The sequence below is a fragment of the Sodalis sp. RH16 genome (assembly GCF_047324245.1).
Lineage (GTDB): Bacteria > Pseudomonadota > Gammaproteobacteria > Enterobacterales > Enterobacteriaceae > Acerihabitans > Acerihabitans ligni.
Window position 1 is genome coordinate 561,249 of record NZ_CP178737.1, and the last position, 23,801, is coordinate 585,049.

Genomic DNA, 23,801 nt, shown 5'->3' on the forward strand with positions numbered 1-23,801 from the left:
TTGTTTTTGTTTTTTTTGCCCTAAAATAACAGCCTTACACCTATCTTAACGTAAAATTGAAGATTATTGTCTGTAAAGAAGAGGTGTTAAACAACAGGCGATGCCCCATATTTACGATTATTTGCCTAAACAGGAGACAACTCTGATGCACATTTTCAACCAATCCGAGCTTGTACCACAAAGTGACGCGCTACCCGGCCGCACTACGCCGATGCCGGTCGCCACCACCCATGTGGTCAACGGACACTCCATGACCCAAGTCCCGGACGGCCTGGAAGTCGCATTATTCGCCATGGGATGCTACTGGGGCGTGGAAAGATTGTTCTGGCAATTGCCCGGCGTCTATAGCACGGCGGCCGGTTTTGCCGGCGGCTATACCCCTAATCCCACCTACCGGGAAGTCTGCACCGGCAAAACCGGCCATGCGGAAACGGTACGGGTGGTCTTCGATCCCGCCGTGATCTCCTATAAAGAACTGCTGCAGCAGTTCTGGGAAAACCACGACCCGGCGCAGGGCATGCGCCAGGGCGGGGATATCGGCACCCAATATCGCTCGGCGATTTTTGTCTTGACCCCTGCGCAGGAAAGCGCCGCCCTCGAGAGTAAAGCGCAATTCCAGCGCGCAATGGCCGAGGCCGGGGATAAACGCCAGGTGACCACCGAGATTGAGCCGGCAACGCCGTTTTATTACGCTGAGGACGACCATCAGCAATATTTGTACAAGAACCCCGAGGGTTATTGCAATCTGGGCGGGATCGGCGTGTGCATGCCGCCGCAAGCGTAATCATTAGCAGCCCCGCAGGGGCTGCTGTTATACTATGCGGGCTGCCGGTGCAGCACGGTAACGGTTTGTAACATGTTATCTTTTCACGACACATTGCCCTTCAAAGGCGCGCTGATAATACCCTGTAGAAATTTCGAGTTGCGGCAAGGCGGCAACGCAGCGACGAATCCGCCGGATCGGATCCGGACGCTGCGAGCAGCGGCCCCGATGGGGCGAGACTCATGGATGAGCCGAGAAACAAAGCCAACACCGCTGCAGCTTGAAAGATAAAGAGTGTAAACGTCAGCCCGTGGTGGCCAGACTATGTTAAACAGTATCCTGCTTATTTTACTATTGATCGCGGTGAGCGCGTTTTTTTCCGTCTCGGAAATCTCCCTGGCCGCGTCACGCAAAATCAAGCTTAAACTTATGGCCGACGAGGGCAATATCAATGCCCAACGCGTGCTGAAACTCCAGGAAACGCCGGGTATATTTTTTACCGTGATACAAATCGGCCTGAACGCGGTGGCCATCCTCGGCGGTATCGTGGGCGATGCGGCCTTTTCCCCCTCCTTCGCCGCCCTGCTGGTGCGGTTCATGTCGCCGGAACTGGCGGATCAAATCAGCTTTATCTGCTCGTTCACCCTGGTGACCAGCATGTTTATTCTCTTTTCCGATCTGACCCCGAAACGCATCGGTATGATTTCACCGGAGGCTTGCGCCGTCCGGATCATCAACCCGATGCGCTTCTGCCTGCTGGTATTCCGTCCGCTGGTATGGATATTCAACGGCCTGGCCAACCTTATCTTCCGCCTGCTTAAACTGCCGATGGTGCGCAAAGAGGACATTACCTCCGACGACATCTACGCGGTGGTGGAAGCCGGCGCGCTGGCCGGGGTGCTGCGCAAGCAGGAACATGAACTGATAGAAAACGTTTTCGAGCTTGAATCGCGTACGGTGCCTTCTTCCATGACCTCCAGGGAGAGCATTATCTACTTCGATTTACGCGAGACCGAAGACAGTATAAAAGAAAAAATCTCAACGCATCCTCACTCGAAATTTCTGGTGTGCGACGCCAATATCGATCATATCGTCGGCTATGTGGATTCCAAGGATTTGCTTAATCGCGTGCTGGGCAATCAGAGCCTGGCGCTGAACAGCGGCGTGCAGATCCGCTCGGCGCTGATCGTACCGGATACGCTGACGCTGTCGGAAGCGCTGGAGAGCTTTAAGACCGCCGGCGAGGATTTCGCCGTGATCCTTAATGAGTATGCCCTGGTGGTGGGGATCATTACCCTCAACGATGTCATGACCACCCTGATGGGGGATCTGGTGGGCCAGGGATTGGAAGAGCAAATCGTTACCCGGGATGAAAACTCCTGGCTTATCGAGGGCGGTACGCCCATCGACGACGTCATGCGGGTGCTGCATATCGATGAGTTTCCCCAGGCAGGCAATTACGAAACCATCGGCGGCTTCATGATGTTCATGCTGCGCAAGATCCCCAAGCGCACCGACTTTGTCCGCTATGCCGGCTTCAAATTCGAAGTGGTGGATATCGACAGCTATAAAATCGATCAATTACTGGTCACCCGGCTGGAAGAGAAGTCCGCCCTGGTGCTGGCGCCTACCTCCGACAAGACCCATGTAGCCTAGGAAAGACGGCCCGCCATAGCGAGGGATTGACCGGGGGATTTGGCAAAGCGGATAACGGCGAGCGCCGGGGGAGAAGGATTGCCCCTGCCGATGCAAGGCATCCCGCAGGGGCAAGTCCGTCAGGCCATCTCGGACTGCAATCGCATAACCTGCCGGTTTACTTCGGACATGACATGGAAGTGCTGCTTATCGCGGACCTTGGGCACCAGGATCTTACCTTTATCGAATTCAAAGGCGCCGAACCCCTTGATGTAGATTCTGCCGCGAAATAAGGTCTTAACGTAAGTTGCTACCTTGATAGCGTTAAAGCGATGGAAGATTCTCATTTTTTTACGTTGCTCCCGTAATTAACATCGTCCTGCCCTGCGAAACGCCAGTTGGCAAGAGTACTGACACTACCACTTATTAAGAGTGGCCATATGTGCATTAGTTCACGCAGTTTCAGGACGCTGAGCTGGATTTACATAATTTGACAGAACGCTATAAAAGCCCTATCACTTGAAGCAGTACTTTTATTCTGAAGACGCCCCGACCGCGGGCGCGACATCGGACAAGGCCTCTTCAACGCCGCGGGCCTTGCCCGGTCAATTGAAGGAAACGCCCCATGCGCCGTCGTCTCTTGTTGCTGATGTTCACTCTGTTTTTCTCGTTCGGTCTGCAGGCCCATAATCTCCGTATCGGCGCGCCCTTGCCCAGAGTGGGCGTCGCCGATAAAGGAGAGCTGCTTTATCAGAATAACGAGTTTAGCTATAAATCCTGGAATAGCGCGCAGCTAAAAGGAAAAATACATCTGGTACAGCATATGGCTGCCCGCACCTCCGCCAGCGAAATGAACGCCGCGATGGTTGAAGCCATCAAGAAAGCCAGTTTACCGGGGAAATATTACCAAACGACTACCATCGTCAACGGAGACGATGCCCTGTTCGGCAGCCTAGCCTATTCGCGCAACTGGCTGGAAAACAATAAAAAAATGTCCCCCGCCGCCCAGTTTGTCCTGGATGTCCACGGCGACGTGCGACAGGCATGGGGGTTACGGGCCAAAAGCTCGGCAATTGTGGTGCTGGATGCCGGCGGGCGGGTTCGGTATATCAAGGAGGGGGCATTGACGCTGCCGGATGTACAGCAGGTTATTGAGTTATTGCACCGCTTGCTACCCCGCGGTGCAATGTAACGCCTTTTAGAACAGCGATACCCGAAAGCCCGGGTTCAAAAAGGACTCGCGGGGATGATAATCCAGCGCATGGCCGGTCCAGTCGTTAACCTGCGCACCGGCAGCGGCGGCCACCGCATGTCCGGCGGCGGTATCCCATACGTTGGTGGGTCCGAAACGCGGATAGAGCTGGGCGCTGCCTTCCGCCACCAGGCAAAATTTCAGCGATGAACCGATGGACACCGTCTGATGTTCACCCAGCTGCGCCAGATAATCCTGCAACTCCCGATCGTCGCTGTGGGAGCGGCTTATCACCACCAGCGGCGGCCGGGCTTCCTTGCAGTGGATATCCAGTCGCTGGCCGTCCGCGGTGATTTTCCAGGCATGATCCTTGTCCGCCGCGTACAGCAGATCGGTAGCAGGGGCATAGACCACGCCCATCACCGGAAAACCCTCCTCAATCAACGCAATGTTGACCGTGAATTCGCCGTTGCGCCGCAAAAATTCCTTGGTGCCGTCCAGGGGATCCACCAGCCAGTAACGGTCCCAGCCGCGACGAACCTCCCATGCGGGGGGATCTTCCTCGGAGAGTATGGGAATGTCGGGCGCCAGGGCGGCGAGCCCTTCTGCGATCACCCGATGCGCGGCCAGATCGGCCGCGGTTAATGGCGACGCATCTTGCTTATGGGTCAGTTCAAGGGGCATATCCCCTGCATAGACCTGCATAATAGCCGCTCCCGCGTCACGGGCCAGCCGGCTGATCTGTTCTATCATTGCATACCTCGAATTTGTCCACCATACCCGTCATCTTTCAAGCCGCGGCTATGTTGGCTGCAGCTTGAAAGCTAATGGGTATACATAATAGTAGACTAGTGTTATTTACCGCGAAAAGCTATTCCATTAACGGCCTGCCGGGGCGGGGGGAATGTTAATCCCCCCGCCGGGGCTGTCAGAGGATTTCCAGCAGCTCGACTTCGAAAATCAGGGCGCTGAACGGCGGAATCGAGGCGCCGGCGCCCCGTTCGCCATAGGCCAGGTTCTGAGGAATATAGAGTTCCCAGCGGGAGCCCAGGGGCATCAGGGTCAGGGCTTCAATCCACCCCGGGATCACGCCGTTGACCGGAAATTCCGCCGGCTCGCCGCGCTGAACCGAACTGTCGAATACCGTACCGTCCAGCAAGCGTCCGGTGTAATGGACGCGAACCCGATCCTGGCGCGACGGTATCGCCCCTTCGCCCTGCTGCAGCACTTTGAACTGCAAGCCGGATTCAGTCTGGCGGACGCCTTCCTCCTTGGCATTGGCTTCGAGGAATTGCTGCCCCGCCACCGCCAAATGCTGCTGCCGCTCCAGACGCACCGCATCGGCGCGCTCGTGGATCTGGCGCAGCGCCCGATGGATGGCGTCAACCGGCACCGCCGGCGCATGACCCGCCAAGGCGTCGGTTAACCCGGCCAGCAAAGCTTCCGGCAACAGCCCTTCCAGCCCCGACTCTTGCAGCTGCTGGCCCACTTGTAAGCCAATACCGTAACTGGCCTGCGCTTCGACGCTGTCTAAAGAAGGTGTAGTCATCATTTATCCTTGAATTGATAAAAAGCGAAAGGCGCAGCATAACAGCGCGGGCGTTTCGGGTAAAATCCTCTATGATGATAATGTGTCCCGCCTCGGCGGATTGCTTCGCAGTCAGGGTTAATTAAGCATGGAGGTTCAGTGTGCTCCGCTTTATACTTCCCCGGGTTAGAGAAAAACCATTGCAAGAGAGGTTATCATGGGCAGAATTGCGCCCGGGAAAAATAAGAACCCGGCGTTTTCCGTGCCAGGGCTCAGCGAGATCAAATGGAAGTGGCCACGACGCCCGCGACCCGATGATAATCCCAAAGCAGGCCGTCCGATGCTGACTCCCCTGAAAAAATTATGGTACCTGCCGGAACAGTTCAAGTGGATGCGGCCTTTACCCCTGTTCCATCGGCGCGCCATCCTGATTTGCGCCGCGATTATTCTGCTGGCGATACTCTGGCCCTATTCACCCAGCGAAAACGCGCCGCCGCCGCCTGTCGCCGCGAACCAAACCGGGCAGCAAGGGGGAGTGATGCAGGCGGAAATCGTCAACAACGCCCCCTCTCCCGCCGCCCCGGCAACACCCGCCAACGGCCAGCTGCAGCGCTATCGGATAGCGGAGGGGCAAACCCTGGCGCAGCTGTTCCGCGAGCACAATCTGCCGGTGGCGGATGTTTTTGCCATGGCGCAGGCGGAAGGAGACGATAAGCCGCTCAGCAGTTTACATGCCGGCCAGCAGGTGGATATCCACGTCAATGCCCAAGGGGTGGTGACATCGCTGGAGATCGAAACCGGCCCCACCGCCAGCGTCAGGTTTATTCGCCAGTCCGACGGCAGCTATATACGCAATTAATGCAAAACGCCGGCTTTCGCCGGCGTTGTTTTTTTACTGTCGCTCGCTTAATCGTTAGATCAGGCTTCAGCTACCACAACCACATCCAGGGTAGCGAAAATTTCGCCATGAACCTGGATGGAGATATCGTGGTCGCCGATAGTACGCAGAACGCCGTTGGGCAGGCGCACTTCGCTTTTGGCGACGGGAACGCCGGCGGCGGTGATGGCTTCGGCGATATCACGGGTACCCACGGAACCGAACAGCTTACCTTCGTCGCCTGCTTTAGACGCGATGGTGACGCTGCCCAGGGCAGTGATTTTATCGGCACGGGCCTGTGCTTCGGCCTGAACCTTGGCCACTTCAGCTTCCAGCTCGGCGCGACGCCCTTCGAATTCAGCAACGTTTTTCTTGGTGGCCGGAACGGCTTTGCCTTGCGGTACCAAGTAGTTACGGGCATAGCCCGCTTTAACGTCAACCGTATCGCCTAATTTGCCCTTGTTGGCAATCTTATCAAGCAGAATAACTTGCATTACCTTATCCTCTCAAAGTCTTATTGGACAGTGACCGATTACTGATGACGATCAGTGTACGGCAACAGAGACAGGTAGCGCGCGCGTTTGATAGCACGAGCCAACTGGCGTTGGTATTTGGCGCGAGTACCGGTAATCCGGCTCGGGACAATTTTACCGCTTTCGGTGATGTAGTTTTTCAGCGTAGCGATGTCTTTATAGTCGATCTCAATTACGCCTTCCGCGGTGAAACGGCAGAATTTACGACGACGGAAATAACGTGCCATATGGCTAGTCTCCAGAATCTATCAATTCAATCTGCTCGGCATGCAGCACCATTTTGGTCAATCCGTTGCGGCCTTGATGGCAACAAATGAAACCCTGAATGGAGAGCTGCGTACCGACCGTTATACTTTGAGTAATCTCTTGTGATTGCTTTCCACTGACCACCACGGGCATACGGCACCATGCTTGTCGTGAAAAACCGGCTTCCAGCTGCTGCGAGCGGTGCTCAAGCACAAACTGGCAGTGAGGAATACCTGACGGGCTAACCTTCCTAATCGGTGTCTTGCACACGGTGCCGGACAGCGTCAGTCGGTTTTCCGCCATCATCAATTACTCTTCAGAATCCCCAGCATCATTATCATCGTTGACTTCGGTGGCGAAATCTTCACGACGATCGCGACGTTCGTCCTTCGCTTTCACCATGGGTGAAGCTTCGGTGACGGCATGCTTAACGCGCATGATCATGCTGCGGATAACGGCGTCGTTAAAGCGGAAGTTTGTTTCCAGCTCATCGATCACTTCCTGCGTGGCTTCTACGTTCAGCAGAACATAATGAGCTTTGTGCAATTTGTTGATCGGGTAAGCCAACTGACGACGGCCCCAGTCTTCCAGACGATGAATGATGCCTTGCGCATTGGTGATAACACCGGTGTAGCGCTCAATCATGCCGGCAACCTGTTCGCTTTGGTCAGGATGTACCATAAATACGATTTCGTAATGACGCATACAGAATTGCTCCTTACGGATTATTCAGCCTCCTGTCAGGGTCAACCGCGGCCCATGGAAGCAAGGAACGTGATATTTGTGCGGTCGAAAAATGACGCGCAATCTTACATTTATGGGGGCGTGAATACAAGGGCAGATTGTGGGGTAAAGCCGGCGGCGGCGGAGTAATAACTTCAATGATAATTAATTAGCAAATAAACTATCTAAAAATCATGGTTTTAATCAAAAAAACTGATTAACTTAATCAATAAAGTGTTATTTCTCGCCATCGCAGTCTGTCATATACTCATTGACTCAACTTCCCACCGGCGGTGCGCTCACGCCGGCTGGACGTCCCCCTTTTAGCCAGATATCCCAACACCAGGGGATATACAAAAATAAAGAAATGTTTTCGTATTCAGCCCCCTAGAGGGGCTTTTTTCTGCCCGTCGTCCACAGAAGGCCGTCGGCATTACAAATGGCGCTGAAAAAACAGCACCGCCGCCGCCAGGGCGGACACCGTGATTTTATGTCCGACGCCGGGCTCGGTAATATAAGTCACCCGGCCCGCGCTTCCCCGCGCCGCCAGAGCCTGGTACAGCCTGCGACTCTCCTCTGCCGGCACCAGCGGGTCGGCGTCGCCGTGCCAAAGCAGCAGGGGCCGGTCGCAAAGCTTATCCAATTGGTGAAACACCTCGTACTCCGCCAGGGGAGCCATTCGTTGCTCGAATTCCTTTTGCCGGGCGGACGAGGTCAGCGGGACCGGCGGAAAGAGGGTCCTGGCCAGCCGCAGATAATCGCCGGAGCCCATGAATTCCGCCACCGCCGTTAACCAGGAATAACGCGCCATGGCCCCAAGCGCGGTCATACCGCCCATGGATGCGCCGCAGATACCCATACGCCCCCGGTCAATCAGCCCCTGCCGTTCCAGGGAGTCTTTCAGCGCCGGCAACTCATCGATATTGGCGCGCAGGATATCCCAAAAGTGCGCGAGACGCTGCTGTTCATCCCCGTTAAAACGGGCGCCGTGCATGGGGGCATCCGGCAAAATCACCCGAAACCCGGATTTCGCCAGGGCATAGCCAAAATAGCTGTACACGTCTTTGGAGGAGGTATAGCCATGATAAAAGAAAATCGTCGGCAGCGGCTGCGCGTATTGCCCGGCCGGTACCGCGTGTATCACTTCTATGCCGCCGATGTTTTCCTGATGCATTTCAACCATAAAATCTCCTTAGCACTCTCCCGTGACGACCCGGCGAAACCACCGTTTTTTATGGATAGGCAGCCTTTTGATTTTTAATGCGCATCAAGATCGCCGGGCCGCATACTGGGATATACTTGTCGTGTTTAACTCAATGGCTTATATCCCATGAAATCGCTATCCGTGATGGTTACCGCCCTCGGTTTGCTGGCCCTCGCAGGCTGCAGCGTACTGGAAGGCAAACCGGTCCCGCCGCCGCCGCCCACCCATCAGGCACAGGAAATCCAGCGCGATCAGACCGGGTCACTGCAGGTCCTCGACCGATTCTCGGTGGAAAGACGCGGCAGTCCCATGGATGTTGAGCATGTCGTTCGCGTCAAGGCCAATGCTGCTCATGCCACCTATTACCAGATTGTCGCTTTATCAGAACTGATAACGTCGGGCAAGTGGCGCGCCGACGTCATCCTGTATCGCTAAGGACGCCGGCATGCCGTTATGTTCAACCGATTTGACGCTGGCGCACCGCCTCGAACAGGCAGACGCCGGTGGCCACCGAGACATTCAGCGATGATACCGAACCCGCCATCGGAATGCTGATCAGCTCATCGCAATGCTCGCGGGTTAAACGGCGCATGCCTTCGCCTTCGGCGCCCATTACCAGGGCCAGCGGGCCGGTAAGCTTGCTCTGGTAGAGGTCATGATCCGCCTCGCCAGCGGTACCGACAATCCACACATTATGTTCCTGCAGCAAACGCAGGGTCCGCGCCAGATTGGTGACGCGAATCAAGGGCACGGTTTCCGCCGCGCCGCTGGCGACCTTTTTGGCTATGGCGCTAAGGGGGGCGGACCGATCCCGCGGCACAATCACCCCATGCACCCCGGCGGCGTCGGCGCTGCGCAGGCAGGCTCCCAGGTTATGGGGATCGGTGACGCCGTCCAGCACCAGCAGGAACGGCGCGGCATGCTGTTGCAGCAGCCCCGGCAAATCGTTTTCCTGTAGCTGGCGCGCTTCCTGGACCCGTGCCACGATGCCCTGGTGTACCGCCCCTTCGACCTTTTCATCCAGCCACTGCCGGTTCGCAATCTGGATGACGATCCCCGCCGCCTCCAGCTCGACAATCAGGGGGTGCAGGCGGCGGTCGTCGCGGCCTTTCAGGATATAGACATCAAGAAAACGCTGCGGGTCGCGGTCCAATAAAGCTTTAACGGCGTGTATGCCGTAAATGATTTCGCTCATGTTGATCTTTTAGTTAAGTAGCCATGTTCAAGCCCGGAGGTTTATTCCGGCATCCGCCCCGCCGGTTTAAGGCAGGGGCGGATTGCAGCGCGCTGGAGGCGCGGTATTGTTTTATTTACCGGCGGTGCCGGCTTTTTTCCTGCTGCGTCTTGGTTTAGCCGCCTCGCCGCCCGCGGCATGTTCCCCGGCGGAGGACGCCTTGGCCTTGGCCTTGGCGGGCTGGCTTTTAGCCTTGCCGTCCTGGCGTTCGCTGCCGCGAAACGCGCTGTCCGGTTCGAAGTTAGCCGGCTTTTTGCCGGAGCGGCGGCGGCGGGGAGTTTTACTCTCACCGCCGGCGCCGTTGGCGCCGCGCGCCGCCTGCTGCGTCCGAACGCGCTCGGTTTTACCCGCGCCACGGGGTTGACGGCGGCTGGATATCAGGGAGAAATCGATTTTGCGTTCATCCATATGGACTGCTTCGACCTTGATTTCCACCACGTCGCCCAGACGGTAGACCCGCCCGCCCGATTCGCCGATCAGCCGCTGCCCGATATTGTCATAACGGTAATAATCGTTATCCAGGGTGGAAACATGCACCAGGCCGTCGATGAATAAATCGTTCAGGCGGACAAAAAAGCCAAAACCGGTCACGCTGGCGATGATGCCGCTAAATACCTGGCCCACGTGATCCTGCATAAAATCACACTTCAGCCAATCCGCCACGTCGCGAGTGGCCTCATCGGCCCGGCGTTCGCTCATGGAGCTCTGCTGGCCCAATTGCAGCATTTCCGCCATTTCGGCATGCCAGCCGCCGCTGGCGGTGGCACGGCCGACGGCCTCGCCATCCCGTTTCGCCAGCAGATATTTGATGGCGCGGTGTAAAGAGAGATCCGGATAGCGCCTTATGGGCGAGGTAAAGTGGGCATAAGCCTGCAATGCCAAGCCGAAATGGCCGCGGTTTTCAGGATCGTAAATCGCCTGCTTCATCGACCGCAGCAGCATGGTCTGCAGCATTTCGTGATCCGGGCGATTAGCCACCACATTCATCATTTCGGCGTAATCTTTCGGCTCGGGTTTCGCTCCGCCGCCCAGAGTCAGCCCCAACTCACCCAGCACGCTGCGCAGCGCGGTAATATGATCGTCGCTGGGACGATCGTGCACCCGGTAAAGGGCCGGCTCTTCATTCTTTTCCACAAACCGCGCCGCGGCGATATTGGCCAGGATCATGCATTCTTCAATCAGCTTATGCGCATCATTGCGCGTCACCGGCTCAATGCGATCGATGCGCCGCTCGGCGTTAAAAATAAACTTGGCTTCATCGGTTTCAAACGAGATGCCGCCGCGCTGCATCCGCGCTTGATCCAGCGCCTTATACATTTCATGCAATGTCTGAATCGGTTTGACCAGCGGCCGGTACTGCTCGCGCAGCTCCTCATTGCCCTGCAGTATCTGCCATACCTTGGTATAGGTCAGCCGCGCATGGGAGTTCATGACGGCTTCGTAAAACTTGTAGGATGAAAGCCGGCCCTGGGCCGAGACGGTCATCTCACAGACCATGCATAACCGGTCCACCTGCGGATTCAGCGAACACAAACCGTTGGAGAGCACTTCCGGCAGCATGGGGATCACCTGCGAGGGGAAGTACACCGACGTTCCCCGGCTGCGGGCTTCGTTGTCCAGGGGGGTATTCGGCCGGACATAATAACTGACATCCGCGATGGCGACCCAAAGACGCCATCCGCCGCCGCGTTTTGTTTCGCAGAATACCGCATCATCAAAATCGCGGGCATCTTCGCCGTCAATGGTCATCAGCGGCAGCGGACGCAAATCCACCCGGCCGCGCTTCGCCTCTTCCGGCACTTCTTCCGCAAGCGTCGCCACCTGGCTTTCCACTTCCGGCGGCCAGGTGTAGGGAATATCGTGGGATCGTACGGCAATATCCACTGCCATCCCGGTCCCCATATTGTCCCCGAGGACCTCCACCACCTTGCCGATGGCCTTGGTGCGGCGGGTGGGACGCTGAGTGAGCTCCACCACCACCACGAAGCCCATACGGGCCCCGCCGGTGCTTTCCGGCGGCACCAGGATATCGAAACTCAACCGGCTGTCGTCGGGCACCACAAACGCGCTGCCGGCGTCGGTAAAATAACGACCGACAATCTGGCTGGTTTTGGGCACCAATACCCGCACTATGCGCGCTTCGCGGCGACCTTTACGATCGGCTCCCAGCGGCTGCGCCAGCACCACGTCGCCGTGGATGGCCATTTTCATCTGTTCGGCGGAGAGGTACAAATCGTCCTTGCGGCCTTCGACCCGTAAAAAGCCGAAACCATCGCGATGGCCGATGACCGTACCGCGTAGCAAATCCAGGCGCTCAGGCAGCGCGTAGCACTGCCGGCGGGTAAAAATAAGCTGGCCGTCGCGCTCCATGGCGCGTAAACGCCGGCGCAGACCTTCTATTTGATCTTCGCCGGTAATATCCAAATCCTGGGCCAGCTCTTCGCGGCTGACCGGCGTCTCCCGTTTGGCCAAATGGTCCAGGATAAATTCCCGGCTCGGCACGGGGAATTCGTATTTTTCCGCCTCTCGTTCGAGAAAGGGATCTTGAGACATTGCGCTACCTCCATTGTCTAAAACAGGTTGCTGTGCCGATGTCATTCAACAAGCAATAATAAGTAAAGCGGTGGATTTTCCACCACCAAATCAGACCGGCGGCATGATTAATGACCTGTAAAAATATCGAAAGGCCCGCAGCAATACCTGTAACCACCGGCAGGCAGTGATGAGGACAATATTCCGCGCTATGCCCGTCATACTTCAAGTTGCTGGTGCGTTGGCCTTGCTGAAACTCGAAATCCAATGGGTATATGATTGGCCGGCATTGGCGACATATCCACACGCACTTGGAACGGATGTAATAAGAGTAACCTTTAGGAACCGAACAGGCTATAAGACTTGTCATCGGGCGGTACAGGCAAAAAAGCCGCTATGTGGGTTAACCATATAATAAATATAGACAAACCGGGACTTGCCCGGTTTGTCGTGTTTTTCAGAATTTGACGGATTTACTGCCATTATGCGTCAAATGGGTCACGCAGTATCATGGTCTCGGTCCGGTCCGGCCCCGTTGAGATGATATCCACCGGCACTTCGGTCACTTCCTCAACCCGGCGAATGTAGCGTCGCGCGGCTTCCGGCAGCTTATCGAACTCTTTGACGCCGAAGGTGGATTCACTCCAGCCCGGCAGCGTTTCATAGATAGGCACTATACCGTCCCAGCCCTCGGCGGCCAGCGGAGTGATTTTCACTTCGCGTCCGTCCGGCATGCGATAAGCGACGCAGATTTTCACCTCTTTCAAACCGTCCAATACGTCAAGCTTGGTCATGCAGAAACCGGACAGGGAATTGATCTGCACCGCGCGGCGAACGGCAACCGCATCCAGCCAGCCGGTACGGCGGCGTCGGCCGGTGGTTGCGCCGAATTCATTGCCCTTGATGCTCAGATACTCGCCGACGTCATCAAAGAGCTCAGTAGGGAACGGGCCGGCACCCACGCGGGTGGAATAGGCCTTGACGATACCCAGCACATAATCCACATAGCGCGGTCCAAGGCCCGAACCGGTAGCAACGCCGCCGGCGGTGGTGTTGGATGAGGTGACATAGGGATAGGTACCGTGATCGATATCCAGCAACGTGCCCTGCGCGCCTTCGAACATGATGAGCTCGCCGCGCTTGCGGGCATTATCCAGCAGGTCGGAAACATCGACAACCATGCCGGTAAGGATATCGGCAATCGCCAGAATATCATCCAGGATGGTCTGATAATCCACCGGGTCGACTTTATAATAATTCACTAACTGGAAATTATGATAATCGACGATTTCTTTCAGCTTGACGGCAAAGGTTTTTTTATCGAAGAGATCGCCTACGCGTAATCCGCGGCGCGCGACTTTATCTTCATAAGCCGGGCCAATACCGCGGCCGGTGGTGCCGATGGCCTTGTCGCCGCGGGCTTTCTCCCGTGCCGCATCCAGGGCGACATGGTAGGAGAGGATGAGGGGACAAGCTTCTGAAATAAGCAATCGTTCGCGTACCGGTACACCACGGGCTTCAAGCTCACCCATCTCTTTCATTAGCGCCTCGGGGGATAACACCACACCGTTGGCAATAATGCTGGTTACGTTTTTACGTAAAATACCTGAAGGGATCAAATGAAGTACGGTTTTTTCACCGTCGATAACTAAAGTATGACCGGCATTATGTCCGCCCTGATAGCGAACAACATATTTAGCCCGCTCAGTCAGCAAGTCTACGACTTTGCCTTTACCTTCGTCACCCCATTGGGTGCCCAGTACGACAACGTTCTTACCCATCTCTCAATTTTCACCAGATTGCTTAAAAAAGGATTCTAACATCTCAGTGGGTGGCTTTCAGTACTTTTTAACATCAATATTGACTGTTTTTTGTGGCTGCGATCACCCTCCCATTCTGCTGCGCAACATGTAGTAGATTACACCGCCGGCTACGACTAACCCTCCGCCGAAGCGGCGCAATAATTTATCGGGCAGCAGCGTCATGGAACCGATCATTTTGCGCCATACCGCCGGAAACAGCATCGGTCCCAGCCCTTCGAGAACCAATACCAGTCCCAGCGCCATCCAAATTGTAGGATTCATGGAAACCTCGAAAAAAAAGGCCCGCGTCAACGGGCCTTGGCATAAACATCATCTATTCGTTAGGGCCGGGCTGCCGGAGCAGCCGGGGTGGCCGGTATGGCGACATCGGGCGATTTCATATAACGGAAGAAATCGCTGTCCGCGCTAAGGACCATAATATCGTTGTTGCCGCTAAAGCTGTTTTCATAGGCGCGCAGGCTGCGGATAAAGGTGAAGAAAGCCGGATCCGCGCCAAAGGCGTTGGCGTACAGCTGTGCGGTTTCGGCATCGGCTTCGCCGCGGGTGATTAATGCCGTACGCTGCGCTTCCGCCAGGGTGCGGGTGACCTCATAGTCTGCCGCCGCCCGCAGTTTTTCCGCCTCTTCCTGTCCCTGGGAACGATGGCGACGCGCCACCGCTTCACGTTCGGCCCGCATACGCTGGAATATGGCGTCGGAGACTTCAGCCGGCAGGCTTATCTGCTTGATACGCACATCCACCACTTCGATACCCAGCGCCGCCATACTGTTGGGATTCACCGCCGGCTGGGCGCCGTTGGTTTCACGGGCGACCCGCGCCGCCGCCGAGGCGATGGCGTTGTCCGCTTCCGTGGTCTCTATTTCATTGTCCCCCGCGGTGCCGTTATTCAGCGCATCCCGCACATCGGTCATCAGCCGGTTACGCGAATCGGTCACGATGCCCTTGACGTCCAGCCGGCCGAGTTCGGAACGCAACCGGTCGCTGAATTTCCGTTTCAGCAGGACTTCGGCCTGAGAAACGTCACCGCCGCCCGTCGCCAGGTAATAGCGGCTGAAATCACTGATGCGCCATTTGATGTAAGAATCGACAATCAGATCCTTTTTTTCCATGGTAACAAAGCGATCCGCCTGGTTTTCCATGGTTTGGATGCGCGCGTCCAGCGTTTTCACCGTCTCGATAAACGGTATTTTAAAATGCAGGCCGGGATTGAAGATCTCAGGCTTGTTTTCATTGTCGCGCAGGACTTTGCCAAAGCGCAATACGATGCCGCGCTGTCCTTCCTGGACGACAAACATAGAGGCATACAGCGCCACAAGCACCACGACAATGATGACTATAATAGACTTGCGCATCGGTTAGTCCCTCCCTACGCGAGTGGTATCGTCACGCTGGGCGTTCGCTTTGCGCTGATCCATGATGGAGCCGGAAGTGCCGATATCCACAGGCGAGGGTTCAGCCGTTCCGCCGGTGGAAAGGGCGGGCAGCCGCAGCAGGCTGTCCGTGGCGGTATCCTTGGATGCTTTCGCCGGCGCATTGCGCAGCATTTGATCCAGCGGCAGCACCATCACGTTGTTGCCCCCTTTGTTGTCGTTCACCAGAATTTTACGCGTATGGCTTAATAACCGTTCCATCGAATCTATATATAAACGCTGGCGGGTAATCTCCGGCGCGGCTTTGTATTCAGGCAGCAGTTTGGCGAAGCGCTGAACTTCACCCTGCGCTTCCAGCACGGTACGGGTTCTGTAGGCGCGCCCCTCTTCCAGGATACGCTGCGCCTGGCCGTTAGCGCGCGGCTGGACCTCGTTGGCATACGCCTCGGCCTCGCGGATGTACTGCTGCTCGTTTTCACGGGCGGCTATGGCATCGTCAAACGCGGCCTTCACTTCATCAGGGGGACGCGCCGCCTGGAAGTTCACGTCCAGCAGGGTAATGCCCATGTCGTATGGACGGATGGTTTCCTCCAATACCCGCTGCGTATCGCTGCGCACCACGGTACGCCCTTCCGTGAGGATGCGATCCATGGTGTACTTGCCGATAACGCCCCGCAGGGCGCTGTCGGTGGCCTGTCGCAGGCTGTCGTCCGCATCGGTTACGCTGAACAGGTAGCGTTCCGGGTCGGTGACGCGGTACTGCACGTTCATTTCCACGCGCACGACGTTTTCATCGGCGGTAAGCATGATGCCGGACGCCGCCAGCTCGCGTACCGACTCAACGTTAACCGCAATGACATGATCCACAAAGGTGGGTTTCCAATTCAGGCCCGGCTGCACCAGGCGGTCGAATTTTCCGAAGCGCGTGACTACGCCGCGCTCCGCTTCCTTGATGGTGTAGAAGCCGCTGCCGGCCCAGATAGCCACCAGGACCACCACGGCCAGTCCGATGTAACGCCTGCCGTGGCCGGGGCTTTTGGCGCCGCCGGTACCCTCCGGGTTTTTATTGCCTCCGCCAAACCCGCTTATTTTTTTACCGAGCTTACGGAAGATATCGTCCAAATCAGGAGGTCCTTGTTCACGCCCGCCTTTATTATTATTTCCGCCAGAGTTGCCGCTGTTATTGCTGCTCCCCCACGGGTCGCGGTCATGTCCGTTATTACCGGGCTGATTCCACGCCATGTTTAGCTCCATATTCTTAATGTGTTTTCTTCAGGCTTTGAGTCCCAAAGGACGGTCAGACAAGATAGTCCACCAACTCATTCTCTTGCTTGCACAGGCGACGCCAATCGATGAGCGGCAATCTGACGAGCAGCCCGACGCTGCCGTCGTCCTCAATCCATTCTTTTTCAATTGCCTGAAGCTGGTAAAAACGGCTGCGTAAACGTCCGGCCTGCGGGGGTAGGCGCAGCTCATGCTGCGCAATCTCACCCGACAGGCGTTCGGTCAGCGCCTGGAAAAGCAACGGGATCCCTTCTCCGGTTTCGGCGGACAGCCATACCCGTACCGGTAAGTTATCCTCGTCTCGATCAATACGCGCAACAAAATCATCCAGCATATCGATTTTATTCATGATCAACAGTACCGGAACGTCGTTCGCTTCGATTTCCGCCAGTACCGTATCCACCGCGGCGATATTTTCCTGGCCGCGGCTGTCCGAGGCATCGACGATATGCAACAGCAGCGTGGCTTCGCGCGTCTCTTGCAAGGTCGCTTTAAACGCCGCCACCAGATCATGGGGCAAATGGCGGATAAAACCAACCGTATCCGCCAGGACCGTGTCGCCCACATCGCCGACTTCGATGCGCCGCAGGGTAGGGTCCAGCGTGGCGAACAGCTGGTCGGCGACATAGACTTCCGCCTGGGTGAGCCGGTTGAACAGCGTGGATTTGCCGGCATTGGTGTAGCCCACCAGCGATACCGTGGGGACATCGGCGCGATTCCTGGCCCGGCGTCCTTGCTCCCGCTGTTTTTCCACCCGTTCCAGGCGGGAAAGTATCAGGGTAATCCGGTTGCGTAACAGACGGCGGTCGGTTTCAAGCTGGGTTTCACCCGGCCCGCGCATGCCTATGCCGCCTTTTTGCCGCTCAAGGTGGGTCCATCCCCGCACCAGACGCGTGGCGAGATGGCGCAGCTGAGCCAGTTCCACCTGCAATTTACCCTCGTGGGTACGAGCACGCTGTGCAAAAATGTCCAAAATCAGCCCGGTGCGATCGATGACCCGGCATTGGCATAAGCTCTCGAGATTGCGCTCTTGAGCAGGAGATAATGCATGATCGAAAAGTACGACAGACGCACCACTGGTTTTAACCGCTTGCGCGATTTCTTCAGCTTTTCCCTCTCCGACAAAATATTTGGGGTGCGGGGCCTTGCGGCTCCCGGTTATAACATGCAACGCTTCCACCCCGGCGGAAGACACCAGCGACTCAAACTCCTGAAGATCTTCCATGTCTTTGTCTTGCGAGAAAAAGATGTGAACCAGTATGGCCTGCTCACCGGTATCATAACGGTCAAACAAGCGTACAACCTCTCAAACGGATAAACCGCAGTTATAACGGAGCCTTAGCGCCGCAAACACGCTAAAGCACCGCGAAATGGTCAAGCCGGATGCGTCTTACTCGACGTCATCAGTTTCCAGCGGCTGCGCAGGCGCCGAAGGATTGCTGCCATGATGGTAATTGCTGGCACTGCTACTTGTTGCCGGATTGTTATTGTGATGCGACACCGCACGCGATGGTACTACAGTAGAAATGGCATGCTTATAAACCATCTGACTAACCGTGTTTTTTAACAAAATGACAAACTGGTCAAATGACTCAATCTGGCCCTGCAATTTGATACCATTCACCAAATAAATAGAAACCGGAACCCTTTCCCGACGCAATGCGTTCAAGAACGGATCTTGCAAAGATTGCCCCTTAGCCATTCTATCTTTTCCTTATGTGCTTGTTGTTTGTAACAAGAACCATGTGGCTCTAAAATAAACGATGTAAAAAAAAGCGCGTTCAGTACTTACCAATTGTACACAATCACCCAACCTATGCACTAACAACCTGTAATACCTTGTCTAAAGCAGCGAGGGGCTTGTCACTATCGAGCCAGTGAACCGACGGCCAGCCGCGCAACCACGTCATTTGCCGCTTGGCCAATTGCCGGGTTGCGCATATCCCGCGATAAATCATTTCATCGTAATCGATTTCACCTGATAAATATGACCACATCTGGCGATAACCGACGCTGCGAATGGACGGCAGATCTTTATGCAAGCCACTGCGCAGGAAAAGTACCCTGGCTTCCCGCTCAAAACCAGCCGCCAGCATCTGATGAAAGCGCTGCTCGATACGCTGGTGCAACAGCCGGCGATTTTCTGGCGCAATCGCAAACTGGTGAACCCGGTACGGCAATGCTTCACCTGAAGTTTTAGTCAGTTCCGTAAGAGTTTTACCTGAAACGAAAAAAACTTCCAGTGCTCTGGAGAGCCTCTGCGGATCATTCGGATGAATACGACCCGCCGACACCGGATCAATCTCCTGCAATTTGAGGTGCAATGCCTCCCATCCTTTGGCCTGCGCCTCCCGGGAAATACGCTCCCGCACTTCAGGGTCCGCTGGGGGCAAGGGGGATAAACCCTCCAGAAGCGCCTTGAAGTAGAGCATCGTCCCGCCTACCAATAACGGCACACGACCCGACGCGGTGATTTCTGCCATGGCGGCCAGCGCATCACGGCTGAAATCCGCTGCCGAATAGGCCTGCTCCGGATCCAGGATATCAATCAACCGGTGCGGCGCTATCGCCAGTTCGTCTTTACCGGGCTTTGCGGTGCCGATATCCATGCCGCGATAAATCAGCGCGGAATCAACGCTGATAATCTCCACCGGCAATCGCCGGCGCAGCTCAATCGCCAGCCCGGTTTTACCCGAAGCGGTAGGTCCCATCAGGAAAATAGCCTGCGGCAAAGGCGTGCCGGTAGACTCAGTCATGATTAAGGGCCTCAATGGCGGCCTCAAGATCCAATAACACCAAAAGCTCTGCGGGCGGGACCTTTACCCACTGCGGACAAAGCCGCTCAACCTCGGCGAGTAACTGTATGGCCTGGGAAAGGCTCCAGGCACGTTGTTCACTGTTCAACTGGCGGGCAATCCAGGCAGCGATCTCATCACAAGTGATGGTTTCAGTTTCTGACAGATAGCCTAACAGTTCCGGAATCAAGTTTTGTAAATTTTGTTGGCGTAATGGTAAAGGTACGCCATTTAGCGTCCCCTGGCGCTGATTAACCTGTAACTGGATACCCATCTGCTCCAATTGCGCCTGGTACCGGCGGAATCCCGCCGCCTCCGGTTCCTTGAGTATTATGCGCAGGGGAATAAGCAATGGCTGCGCCCGTAACGCTTCGCCATCCGGCGTAAGCTGTTTTTGCTTGAGGCGGCGCTCCGCCACCGGCAGAGAAATCAGCGCCAGACGCCGGCGGAATTCCACCAGAGCGTAACAAGGCGGATAAACGGTAAGCACCCGACCGAAGCTCTGGACATCGTCGCCGGAAACAGCCTCGGCAGCGGCGCCGGACGCTGGCGCGGATTGAATCAGCTTTTGGTAAAGTTTACCCTCTTTGGTCTGATAACCGGCGCCGGGATGGTAATTGGCGGCCGGTTCACGCATCCGGCCGGATCGGGACCCCGCTTCGCCGCCGTTACTCCGGCCAATACCGGACGGCGCCTTATACTGTGGCGGCGACGGGGTGTTCCCAGGGCCGGAGGGTGGCGCCTTAAGCGCCGGCGAGGGGTTGTCAAAGAGATTTTTCCCCGCCGCGACGCGATTTTCCGGCATCCGGTGCAAAGGGACGGCATCGGCGGATACGGGCAGCTCCGGTTCGTCCGGCCGCTGAATAACGGCGATCACCGCCTGATAGATAAAATCATGCACCAGGCGGGACTGGTGAAACCTGACTTCCTGTTTGGTGGGATGCACATTCACATCCACCTGATGGGGATCCACTTCCAGGTACAGCACAAACGCCGGTTGCCCCGCCTCGGACAGCTGTTCCTCATAGGCCTGGCGAATGGCGTGATTAATCAGCTTGTCGCGCATCATCCGCCGATTGACATAACAATACTGCATGTCCGGCAGTTCACCCGCCGCCGACGGATCGGCTACCCAGCCGCGGATGCGGAGGTCGCCGTGCTGCCAGGAGACTTCCAGGGCCCGTTGCACAAAGGCCGGTCCGCACAGGCTGCTTAAGCGCCGGAGGTTCTGGGCTTCCTGCGTCACCCCGCGATATTGGCGGACCGGTTTACCGTTATGCTGCAGGGTGAACGTCACATCAAAGCGCGCCAGCGCAATGCGTTTCACCACTTCGTCTATATGCGCGAATTCGGTTTTCTCGGTACGCATGAACTTGCGGCGGGCCGGCGTATTGTAAAACAGATCCAGCACTTCCACCGTGGAACCCACCGGATGCGCCGCCGGTTTAAGAGTCACCGCCATGTCGCGGCCTTCGGCATAGGCCTGCCACGCTTCCGTTTGCGCTTCGGTGCGGGAGGTCAGGGTCAGCCGCGACACCGAACTGATACTGGCCAGCGCTTCCCCGCGAAACCCCAGGCTGATAATAGCCTCGAGATCGTCCAGCGTGGCGATTTTACTGGTGGCGTGCCGTGCCAGCGCCAGCGCCAAATCGTCCTTGGCGATGCCGCAACCGTTATCGCGGATGCGGATAAGGCGGCTGCCGGCCCGCTCTATATCGATGTCGATACGCGTCGCGCCGGCGTCAAGGCTGTTCTCCACCAGTTCCTTCACTACCGACGCGGGGCGTTCGACCACTTCGCCGGCGGCGATCTGGTTGGCGAGCTGTGGCGGCAGTACCCGAATAGGCATGGCGGCGAAAATCCTCAGTGTTAAGCGGGTGAAAATCAGGGCCTGTTACGACAAAAGGGTTTGTTAACATAGTGCCTGGCCTTCGACGACAGGTCATTTCTTTACGTTTTTCTCACGTCCCCGATCCTATCATTTTTGACAGCCTATTTGGCGGAATCACGCGCAAAGGCGGAAGAATTCCGCCGTTTTGCCGCCTGGGTCCGCTGTTCCGCCGCACCGGCGGGAATTTTCAGCCGCTGGCCGACCCACACAACGTCCCTTTTCAAATGATTGAGATCGCGCAGCGCCGCCATGCTCACACCGTAGCGGCTGGCGATACCGGACAGCGTCTCGCCGCGCTGCACCACATGGCGACCGGCGGGAGCGGCGGCGGGCATCACGCCGGCGGTGGATTGCGACACCGCCTGGGCGCCGCTGGCGCCGGCGTCCGCCGCCGACGCGATACCCTGCGGACGGTTTTCCAGTTTGGGACCGTTTTGCAGCGGATGGGCCGAGAAATAGGCGCGCAAGCCAAGATAAATGGCCTGGGCTATTTTGTCCTGATACTCCCCGCTGCCCAACAGCCGCTCTTCGTTGGCGTTACTGATAAAGCCGGTTTCCACCAATAGCGAAGGAATATCCGGCGAGCGCAATACCCCCAGGCTGGCATACTCCGGCCGCGTTTTATGCAGCGAACCCACGTTGCGCAGCTGTCTTAATACCCGGGTAGCGACATCGTAGCCCACCCGCTGGGAATGGCCGAACTGCAAATCCAGTACCGCCTGGCTGAGGTACGGATCCGACGAACTGTTGGCCAGCAGATCCCCCGCGCCCCCCAGCAGCTCCGATTGCTTTTCATGCTGCTCCAGCCAGTTGGCCATCTCGCTGTTGGCCCGGCGGTTGGACAATACCCATACCGATGCGCCGGTGGCGCTGCGATTCGGCGCCGCGTCCGCATGGATGGATACCAGTACGCTGGCGCCCTGCTTACGCGCCACATCCGAGCGCCCCATCACCGAAATGAAATAATCGCCATCCCGGGTCAACGCCGGCCTGAACATGGGATCCTGATCCAAGAGCGCTTTCAATCGGCGGGCAATGGCAATGGTGACATTTTTTTCCATCAAGCCGTTTTGGCCGATGGCGCCGGGATCCTGGCCGCCGTGACCGGCATCGATGGCCACCACCACCTGATCGCTTTGCGCCACGGCCCGGCGAGCGGGACGGGGGGTGCGGGACAACAGCGGATTATCCTGCACCGCGGGGGCCGCATTAAACGCGCGATTCGACGATGGAACCGCCCGGGGCGCGGGCTCGGGCACCGCACGGCTGATACGGGCGGCGGCGGGTCGGGGAGAGTTCAGCGTCACCACGACATTGTAATGTCCGTTGCTTTGCTCGATGGCGGCCTGCGCCCGTGATTTGCGGGTCAGGTCCAGCACCAGGCGGATGCTCTGCGGGTCCGGAGCCTGGCTGGTACGAACGCGGCGGATGATATTCTGGCCGTTGAAGTCCAGCGGCAATCCCTGCGGCGGCATGCTCTGACGGATATCCACCACCACCCGTTCAGGATTGTGCAGCGAAAAAAAGGCATAAACCGGCTGTTCGCCAAAACCCAAGGTGACCGTGGATTGCTCGCTTCCGTTTGTCACATTGATATCCGTAAGATTTGCCGCGCCGACATGGCCTGCCAGACACATTAGAACGATAACCAAAACCATCCTGATTCTAAGTATCATTTATGGGATTCCCGCCAAGACGCCATCCGCGCCGGTATCCCTGCGGCCCTTGCGGACCGGGGCTCTATCAGGGCCTGCCGGCCGTCCGCCGCATAGGCGAGCGTCAGCGCTATATCGGCGTCCGGCAGGATGCCTTCGCCCTTCTGCGGCCACTCCACCAGGCACAGGCTATCCTGGCGGAAATAATCGCGTACTCCCATGAATTCCAGCTCTTCCGCATCAAGCAGCCGGTAGAGATCGAAATGATAAACGGTTCCTGACGCCAATTCATAAGGCTCCACCAGAGTATAGGTAGGGCTTTTCACATTGCCTTCATAGCCCAACGCACGCAGGAAGCCGCGGCAAAGCGTGGTTTTACCGGCGCCCAAATCGCCAAAAAGATAAATCACGCATGATTGCGGGCAGGCATTCGCTAAAGCAGCCCCTAACGCGATGGTTGCCGCTTCGTCCGGCAAAGGTATTACACATTTTTCCATGTCTGATTTCTATATCTGA

General features: G+C 56.8%; 25 protein-coding genes. 5 read left to right on the plus strand and 20 right to left on the minus strand.

Going from position 1 to position 23,801, the window contains the following annotated elements; genetic code table 11:
• Positions 1-145: 145 nt before the first annotated feature.
• The gene (msrA, locus tag ACL2XJ_RS02555; protein ID WP_413725538.1) at positions 146-784 is read left to right on the plus strand and encodes a peptide-methionine (S)-S-oxide reductase MsrA; all 639 of its coding nucleotides are present in this window, start codon (positions 146-148) and stop codon (positions 782-784) included.
• Between the two features lie 303 nt (positions 785-1,087).
• Positions 1,088-2,419 (plus strand): hemolysin family protein, encoded by a 1,332-nt coding sequence (locus ACL2XJ_RS02560; protein ID WP_132925733.1) that lies wholly within the window; start codon positions 1,088-1,090, stop codon positions 2,417-2,419.
• Between the two features lie 119 nt (positions 2,420-2,538).
• Here the strand turns inward: ACL2XJ_RS02560 and ACL2XJ_RS02565 are convergent, their stop codons facing one another.
• Entirely contained in the window at positions 2,539-2,745 is a 207-nt protein-coding gene (locus tag ACL2XJ_RS02565; protein ID WP_132925731.1) for a DUF1107 domain-containing protein, read from the minus strand.
• 278 nt (positions 2,746-3,023) lie between these two features.
• Here ACL2XJ_RS02565 and ACL2XJ_RS02570 point away from each other — a divergent pair, with 278 nt between their 5' ends.
• Positions 3,024-3,590, plus strand: a complete 567-nt coding sequence (locus ACL2XJ_RS02570) for a YtfJ family protein (protein ID WP_413725539.1) — start codon at positions 3,024-3,026, stop codon at positions 3,588-3,590.
• A gap of 6 nt (positions 3,591-3,596) precedes the next feature.
• Here the strand turns inward: ACL2XJ_RS02570 and cysQ are convergent, their stop codons facing one another.
• Complete coding sequence (gene cysQ / locus ACL2XJ_RS02575) at positions 3,597-4,343, minus strand: 3'(2'),5'-bisphosphate nucleotidase CysQ (RefSeq protein ID WP_132925727.1); 747 nt, start codon at positions 4,341-4,343, stop codon at positions 3,597-3,599.
• A gap of 175 nt (positions 4,344-4,518) precedes the next feature.
• Positions 4,519-5,139 carry a peptidylprolyl isomerase gene (locus ACL2XJ_RS02580; RefSeq protein WP_132925725.1) on the minus strand — a complete coding sequence of 207 codons (621 nt, stop codon included), beginning with the start codon at positions 5,137-5,139 and terminating at the stop codon, positions 4,519-4,521.
• Between the two features lie 319 nt (positions 5,140-5,458).
• On the opposite strand from ACL2XJ_RS02580, the gene ACL2XJ_RS02585 reads away from it, so the two are divergent.
• A complete protein-coding gene (locus ACL2XJ_RS02585; RefSeq protein ID WP_413725540.1) occupies positions 5,459-5,977 on the plus strand; it encodes an OapA family protein in 519 nt (172 codons plus the stop codon).
• 59 nt (positions 5,978-6,036) lie between these two features.
• Here ACL2XJ_RS02585 and rplI read toward each other — a convergent pair whose 3' ends face one another.
• From rplI to yjfP, 5 genes are all read right to left on the minus strand, one after another.
• Positions 6,037-6,489, minus strand: coding sequence for a 50S ribosomal protein L9 (rplI, locus tag ACL2XJ_RS02590; RefSeq protein ID WP_132925721.1), 453 nt, complete (start codon positions 6,487-6,489; stop codon positions 6,037-6,039).
• A gap of 38 nt (positions 6,490-6,527) precedes the next feature.
• Positions 6,528-6,755, minus strand: coding sequence for a 30S ribosomal protein S18 (gene rpsR / locus ACL2XJ_RS02595; RefSeq protein WP_048637617.1), 228 nt, complete (start codon positions 6,753-6,755; stop codon positions 6,528-6,530).
• 4 nt (positions 6,756-6,759) lie between these two features.
• Positions 6,760-7,077: a primosomal replication protein N gene (gene priB / locus ACL2XJ_RS02600; RefSeq protein WP_165934299.1), complete on the minus strand. Its 318-nt coding sequence runs from the start codon at positions 7,075-7,077 to the stop codon at positions 6,760-6,762.
• Between the two features lie 6 nt (positions 7,078-7,083).
• Positions 7,084-7,479 carry a 30S ribosomal protein S6 gene (gene rpsF, locus ACL2XJ_RS02605; RefSeq protein WP_132925717.1) on the minus strand — a complete coding sequence of 132 codons (396 nt, stop codon included), beginning with the start codon at positions 7,477-7,479 and terminating at the stop codon, positions 7,084-7,086.
• 451 nt (positions 7,480-7,930) lie between these two features.
• Positions 7,931-8,680, minus strand: a complete 750-nt coding sequence (gene yjfP, locus ACL2XJ_RS02610; RefSeq protein ID WP_413725541.1) for an esterase — start codon at positions 8,678-8,680, stop codon at positions 7,931-7,933.
• Between the two features lie 147 nt (positions 8,681-8,827).
• Between yjfP and bsmA the strand changes: the two genes are divergently transcribed.
• Positions 8,828-9,136, plus strand: a complete 309-nt coding sequence (gene bsmA, locus ACL2XJ_RS02615) for a biofilm peroxide resistance protein BsmA (protein ID WP_413725542.1) — start codon at positions 8,828-8,830, stop codon at positions 9,134-9,136.
• A 22-nt stretch (positions 9,137-9,158) separates the two neighbouring features.
• On the opposite strand, the gene rlmB is transcribed toward bsmA, so the two are convergent.
• From rlmB to tsaE, 12 genes are all read right to left on the minus strand, one after another.
• Complete coding sequence (gene rlmB, locus ACL2XJ_RS02620) at positions 9,159-9,896, minus strand: 23S rRNA (guanosine(2251)-2'-O)-methyltransferase RlmB (RefSeq protein ID WP_132925711.1); 738 nt, start codon at positions 9,894-9,896, stop codon at positions 9,159-9,161.
• Between the two features lie 111 nt (positions 9,897-10,007).
• Positions 10,008-12,488, minus strand: coding sequence for a ribonuclease R (gene rnr, locus ACL2XJ_RS02625; protein WP_132925709.1), 2,481 nt, complete (start codon positions 12,486-12,488; stop codon positions 10,008-10,010).
• A 461-nt stretch (positions 12,489-12,949) separates the two neighbouring features.
• Positions 12,950-14,248 carry an adenylosuccinate synthase gene (locus ACL2XJ_RS02630; RefSeq protein WP_132925707.1) on the minus strand — a complete coding sequence of 433 codons (1,299 nt, stop codon included), beginning with the start codon at positions 14,246-14,248 and terminating at the stop codon, positions 12,950-12,952.
• Positions 14,249-14,350: 102 nt separating this feature from the next.
• Entirely contained in the window at positions 14,351-14,551 is a 201-nt protein-coding gene (locus tag ACL2XJ_RS02635) for a DUF2065 family protein (protein ID WP_132925706.1), read from the minus strand.
• Between the two features lie 59 nt (positions 14,552-14,610).
• Entirely contained in the window at positions 14,611-15,642 is a 1,032-nt protein-coding gene (gene hflC, locus ACL2XJ_RS02640; RefSeq protein ID WP_132925704.1) for a protease modulator HflC, read from the minus strand.
• Positions 15,643-15,645: 3 nt separating this feature from the next.
• Entirely contained in the window at positions 15,646-16,902 is a 1,257-nt protein-coding gene (gene hflK, locus ACL2XJ_RS02645; RefSeq protein WP_132925703.1) for an FtsH protease activity modulator HflK, read from the minus strand.
• Positions 16,903-16,957: 55 nt separating this feature from the next.
• Positions 16,958-18,238 (minus strand): ribosome rescue GTPase HflX, encoded by a 1,281-nt coding sequence (gene hflX / locus ACL2XJ_RS02650; RefSeq protein ID WP_132925701.1) that lies wholly within the window; start codon positions 18,236-18,238, stop codon positions 16,958-16,960.
• 96 nt (positions 18,239-18,334) lie between these two features.
• Positions 18,335-18,646 carry an RNA chaperone Hfq gene (hfq, locus tag ACL2XJ_RS02655; protein ID WP_132925700.1) on the minus strand — a complete coding sequence of 104 codons (312 nt, stop codon included), beginning with the start codon at positions 18,644-18,646 and terminating at the stop codon, positions 18,335-18,337.
• Between the two features lie 112 nt (positions 18,647-18,758).
• Positions 18,759-19,700, minus strand: a complete 942-nt coding sequence (gene miaA / locus ACL2XJ_RS02660; protein WP_413725543.1) for a tRNA (adenosine(37)-N6)-dimethylallyltransferase MiaA — start codon at positions 19,698-19,700, stop codon at positions 18,759-18,761.
• Positions 19,693-21,588, minus strand: coding sequence for a DNA mismatch repair endonuclease MutL (gene mutL / locus ACL2XJ_RS02665; protein ID WP_413725544.1), 1,896 nt, complete (start codon positions 21,586-21,588; stop codon positions 19,693-19,695). The genes miaA and mutL overlap by 8 nt, the downstream gene beginning before the upstream one ends.
• Before the next feature lie 143 nt (positions 21,589-21,731).
• Positions 21,732-23,306 carry an N-acetylmuramoyl-L-alanine amidase AmiB gene (gene amiB, locus ACL2XJ_RS02670; protein WP_413725545.1) on the minus strand — a complete coding sequence of 525 codons (1,575 nt, stop codon included), beginning with the start codon at positions 23,304-23,306 and terminating at the stop codon, positions 21,732-21,734.
• The gene (gene tsaE / locus ACL2XJ_RS02675) at positions 23,303-23,782 is read right to left on the minus strand and encodes a tRNA (adenosine(37)-N6)-threonylcarbamoyltransferase complex ATPase subunit type 1 TsaE (protein ID WP_413725546.1); all 480 of its coding nucleotides are present in this window, start codon (positions 23,780-23,782) and stop codon (positions 23,303-23,305) included. Before tsaE ends, amiB begins: the two co-directional genes overlap by 4 nt.
• Positions 23,783-23,801: the final 19 nt, after the last annotated feature.

What these genes read in the sequence shown, in the direction of transcription:
- msrA (WP_413725538.1), top strand. Translation starts at nt 146, where the DNA reads ATGCACATTTTCAACCAATCCGAGCTTGTACCACAAAGTGACGCGCTA.
- ACL2XJ_RS02560 (WP_132925733.1), top strand. Translation starts at nt 1,088, where the DNA reads ATGTTAAACAGTATCCTGCTTATTTTACTATTGATCGCGGTGAGCGCG.
- ACL2XJ_RS02565 (WP_132925731.1), bottom strand. Translation starts at nt 2,745, where the DNA reads ATGAGAATCTTCCATCGCTTTAACGCTATCAAGGTAGCAACTTACGTT.
- ACL2XJ_RS02570 (WP_413725539.1), top strand. Translation starts at nt 3,024, where the DNA reads ATGCGCCGTCGTCTCTTGTTGCTGATGTTCACTCTGTTTTTCTCGTTC.
- cysQ (WP_132925727.1), bottom strand. Translation starts at nt 4,343, where the DNA reads ATGATAGAACAGATCAGCCGGCTGGCCCGTGACGCGGGAGCGGCTATT.
- ACL2XJ_RS02580 (WP_132925725.1), bottom strand. Translation starts at nt 5,139, where the DNA reads ATGACTACACCTTCTTTAGACAGCGTCGAAGCGCAGGCCAGTTACGGT.
- ACL2XJ_RS02585 (WP_413725540.1), top strand. Translation starts at nt 5,459, where the DNA reads ATGCTGACTCCCCTGAAAAAATTATGGTACCTGCCGGAACAGTTCAAG.
- rplI (WP_132925721.1), bottom strand. Translation starts at nt 6,489, where the DNA reads ATGCAAGTTATTCTGCTTGATAAGATTGCCAACAAGGGCAAATTAGGC.
- rpsR (WP_048637617.1), bottom strand. Translation starts at nt 6,755, where the DNA reads ATGGCACGTTATTTCCGTCGTCGTAAATTCTGCCGTTTCACCGCGGAA.
- priB (WP_165934299.1), bottom strand. Translation starts at nt 7,077, where the DNA reads ATGGCGGAAAACCGACTGACGCTGTCCGGCACCGTGTGCAAGACACCG.
- rpsF (WP_132925717.1), bottom strand. Translation starts at nt 7,479, where the DNA reads ATGCGTCATTACGAAATCGTATTTATGGTACATCCTGACCAAAGCGAA.
- yjfP (WP_413725541.1), bottom strand. Translation starts at nt 8,680, where the DNA reads ATGGTTGAAATGCATCAGGAAAACATCGGCGGCATAGAAGTGATACAC.
- bsmA (WP_413725542.1), top strand. Translation starts at nt 8,828, where the DNA reads ATGAAATCGCTATCCGTGATGGTTACCGCCCTCGGTTTGCTGGCCCTC.
- rlmB (WP_132925711.1), bottom strand. Translation starts at nt 9,896, where the DNA reads ATGAGCGAAATCATTTACGGCATACACGCCGTTAAAGCTTTATTGGAC.
- rnr (WP_132925709.1), bottom strand. Translation starts at nt 12,488, where the DNA reads ATGTCTCAAGATCCCTTTCTCGAACGAGAGGCGGAAAAATACGAATTC.
- ACL2XJ_RS02630 (WP_132925707.1), bottom strand. Translation starts at nt 14,248, where the DNA reads ATGGGTAAGAACGTTGTCGTACTGGGCACCCAATGGGGTGACGAAGGT.
- ACL2XJ_RS02635 (WP_132925706.1), bottom strand. Translation starts at nt 14,551, where the DNA reads ATGAATCCTACAATTTGGATGGCGCTGGGACTGGTATTGGTTCTCGAA.
- hflC (WP_132925704.1), bottom strand. Translation starts at nt 15,642, where the DNA reads ATGCGCAAGTCTATTATAGTCATCATTGTCGTGGTGCTTGTGGCGCTG.
- hflK (WP_132925703.1), bottom strand. Translation starts at nt 16,902, where the DNA reads ATGGCGTGGAATCAGCCCGGTAATAACGGACATGACCGCGACCCGTGG.
- hfq (WP_132925700.1), bottom strand. Translation starts at nt 18,646, where the DNA reads ATGGCTAAGGGGCAATCTTTGCAAGATCCGTTCTTGAACGCATTGCGT.
- miaA (WP_413725543.1), bottom strand. Translation starts at nt 19,700, where the DNA reads ATGACTGAGTCTACCGGCACGCCTTTGCCGCAGGCTATTTTCCTGATG.
- mutL (WP_413725544.1), bottom strand. Translation starts at nt 21,588, where the DNA reads ATGCCTATTCGGGTACTGCCGCCACAGCTCGCCAACCAGATCGCCGCC.
- amiB (WP_413725545.1), bottom strand. Translation starts at nt 23,306, where the DNA reads ATGATACTTAGAATCAGGATGGTTTTGGTTATCGTTCTAATGTGTCTG.
- tsaE (WP_413725546.1), bottom strand. Translation starts at nt 23,782, where the DNA reads ATGGAAAAATGTGTAATACCTTTGCCGGACGAAGCGGCAACCATCGCG.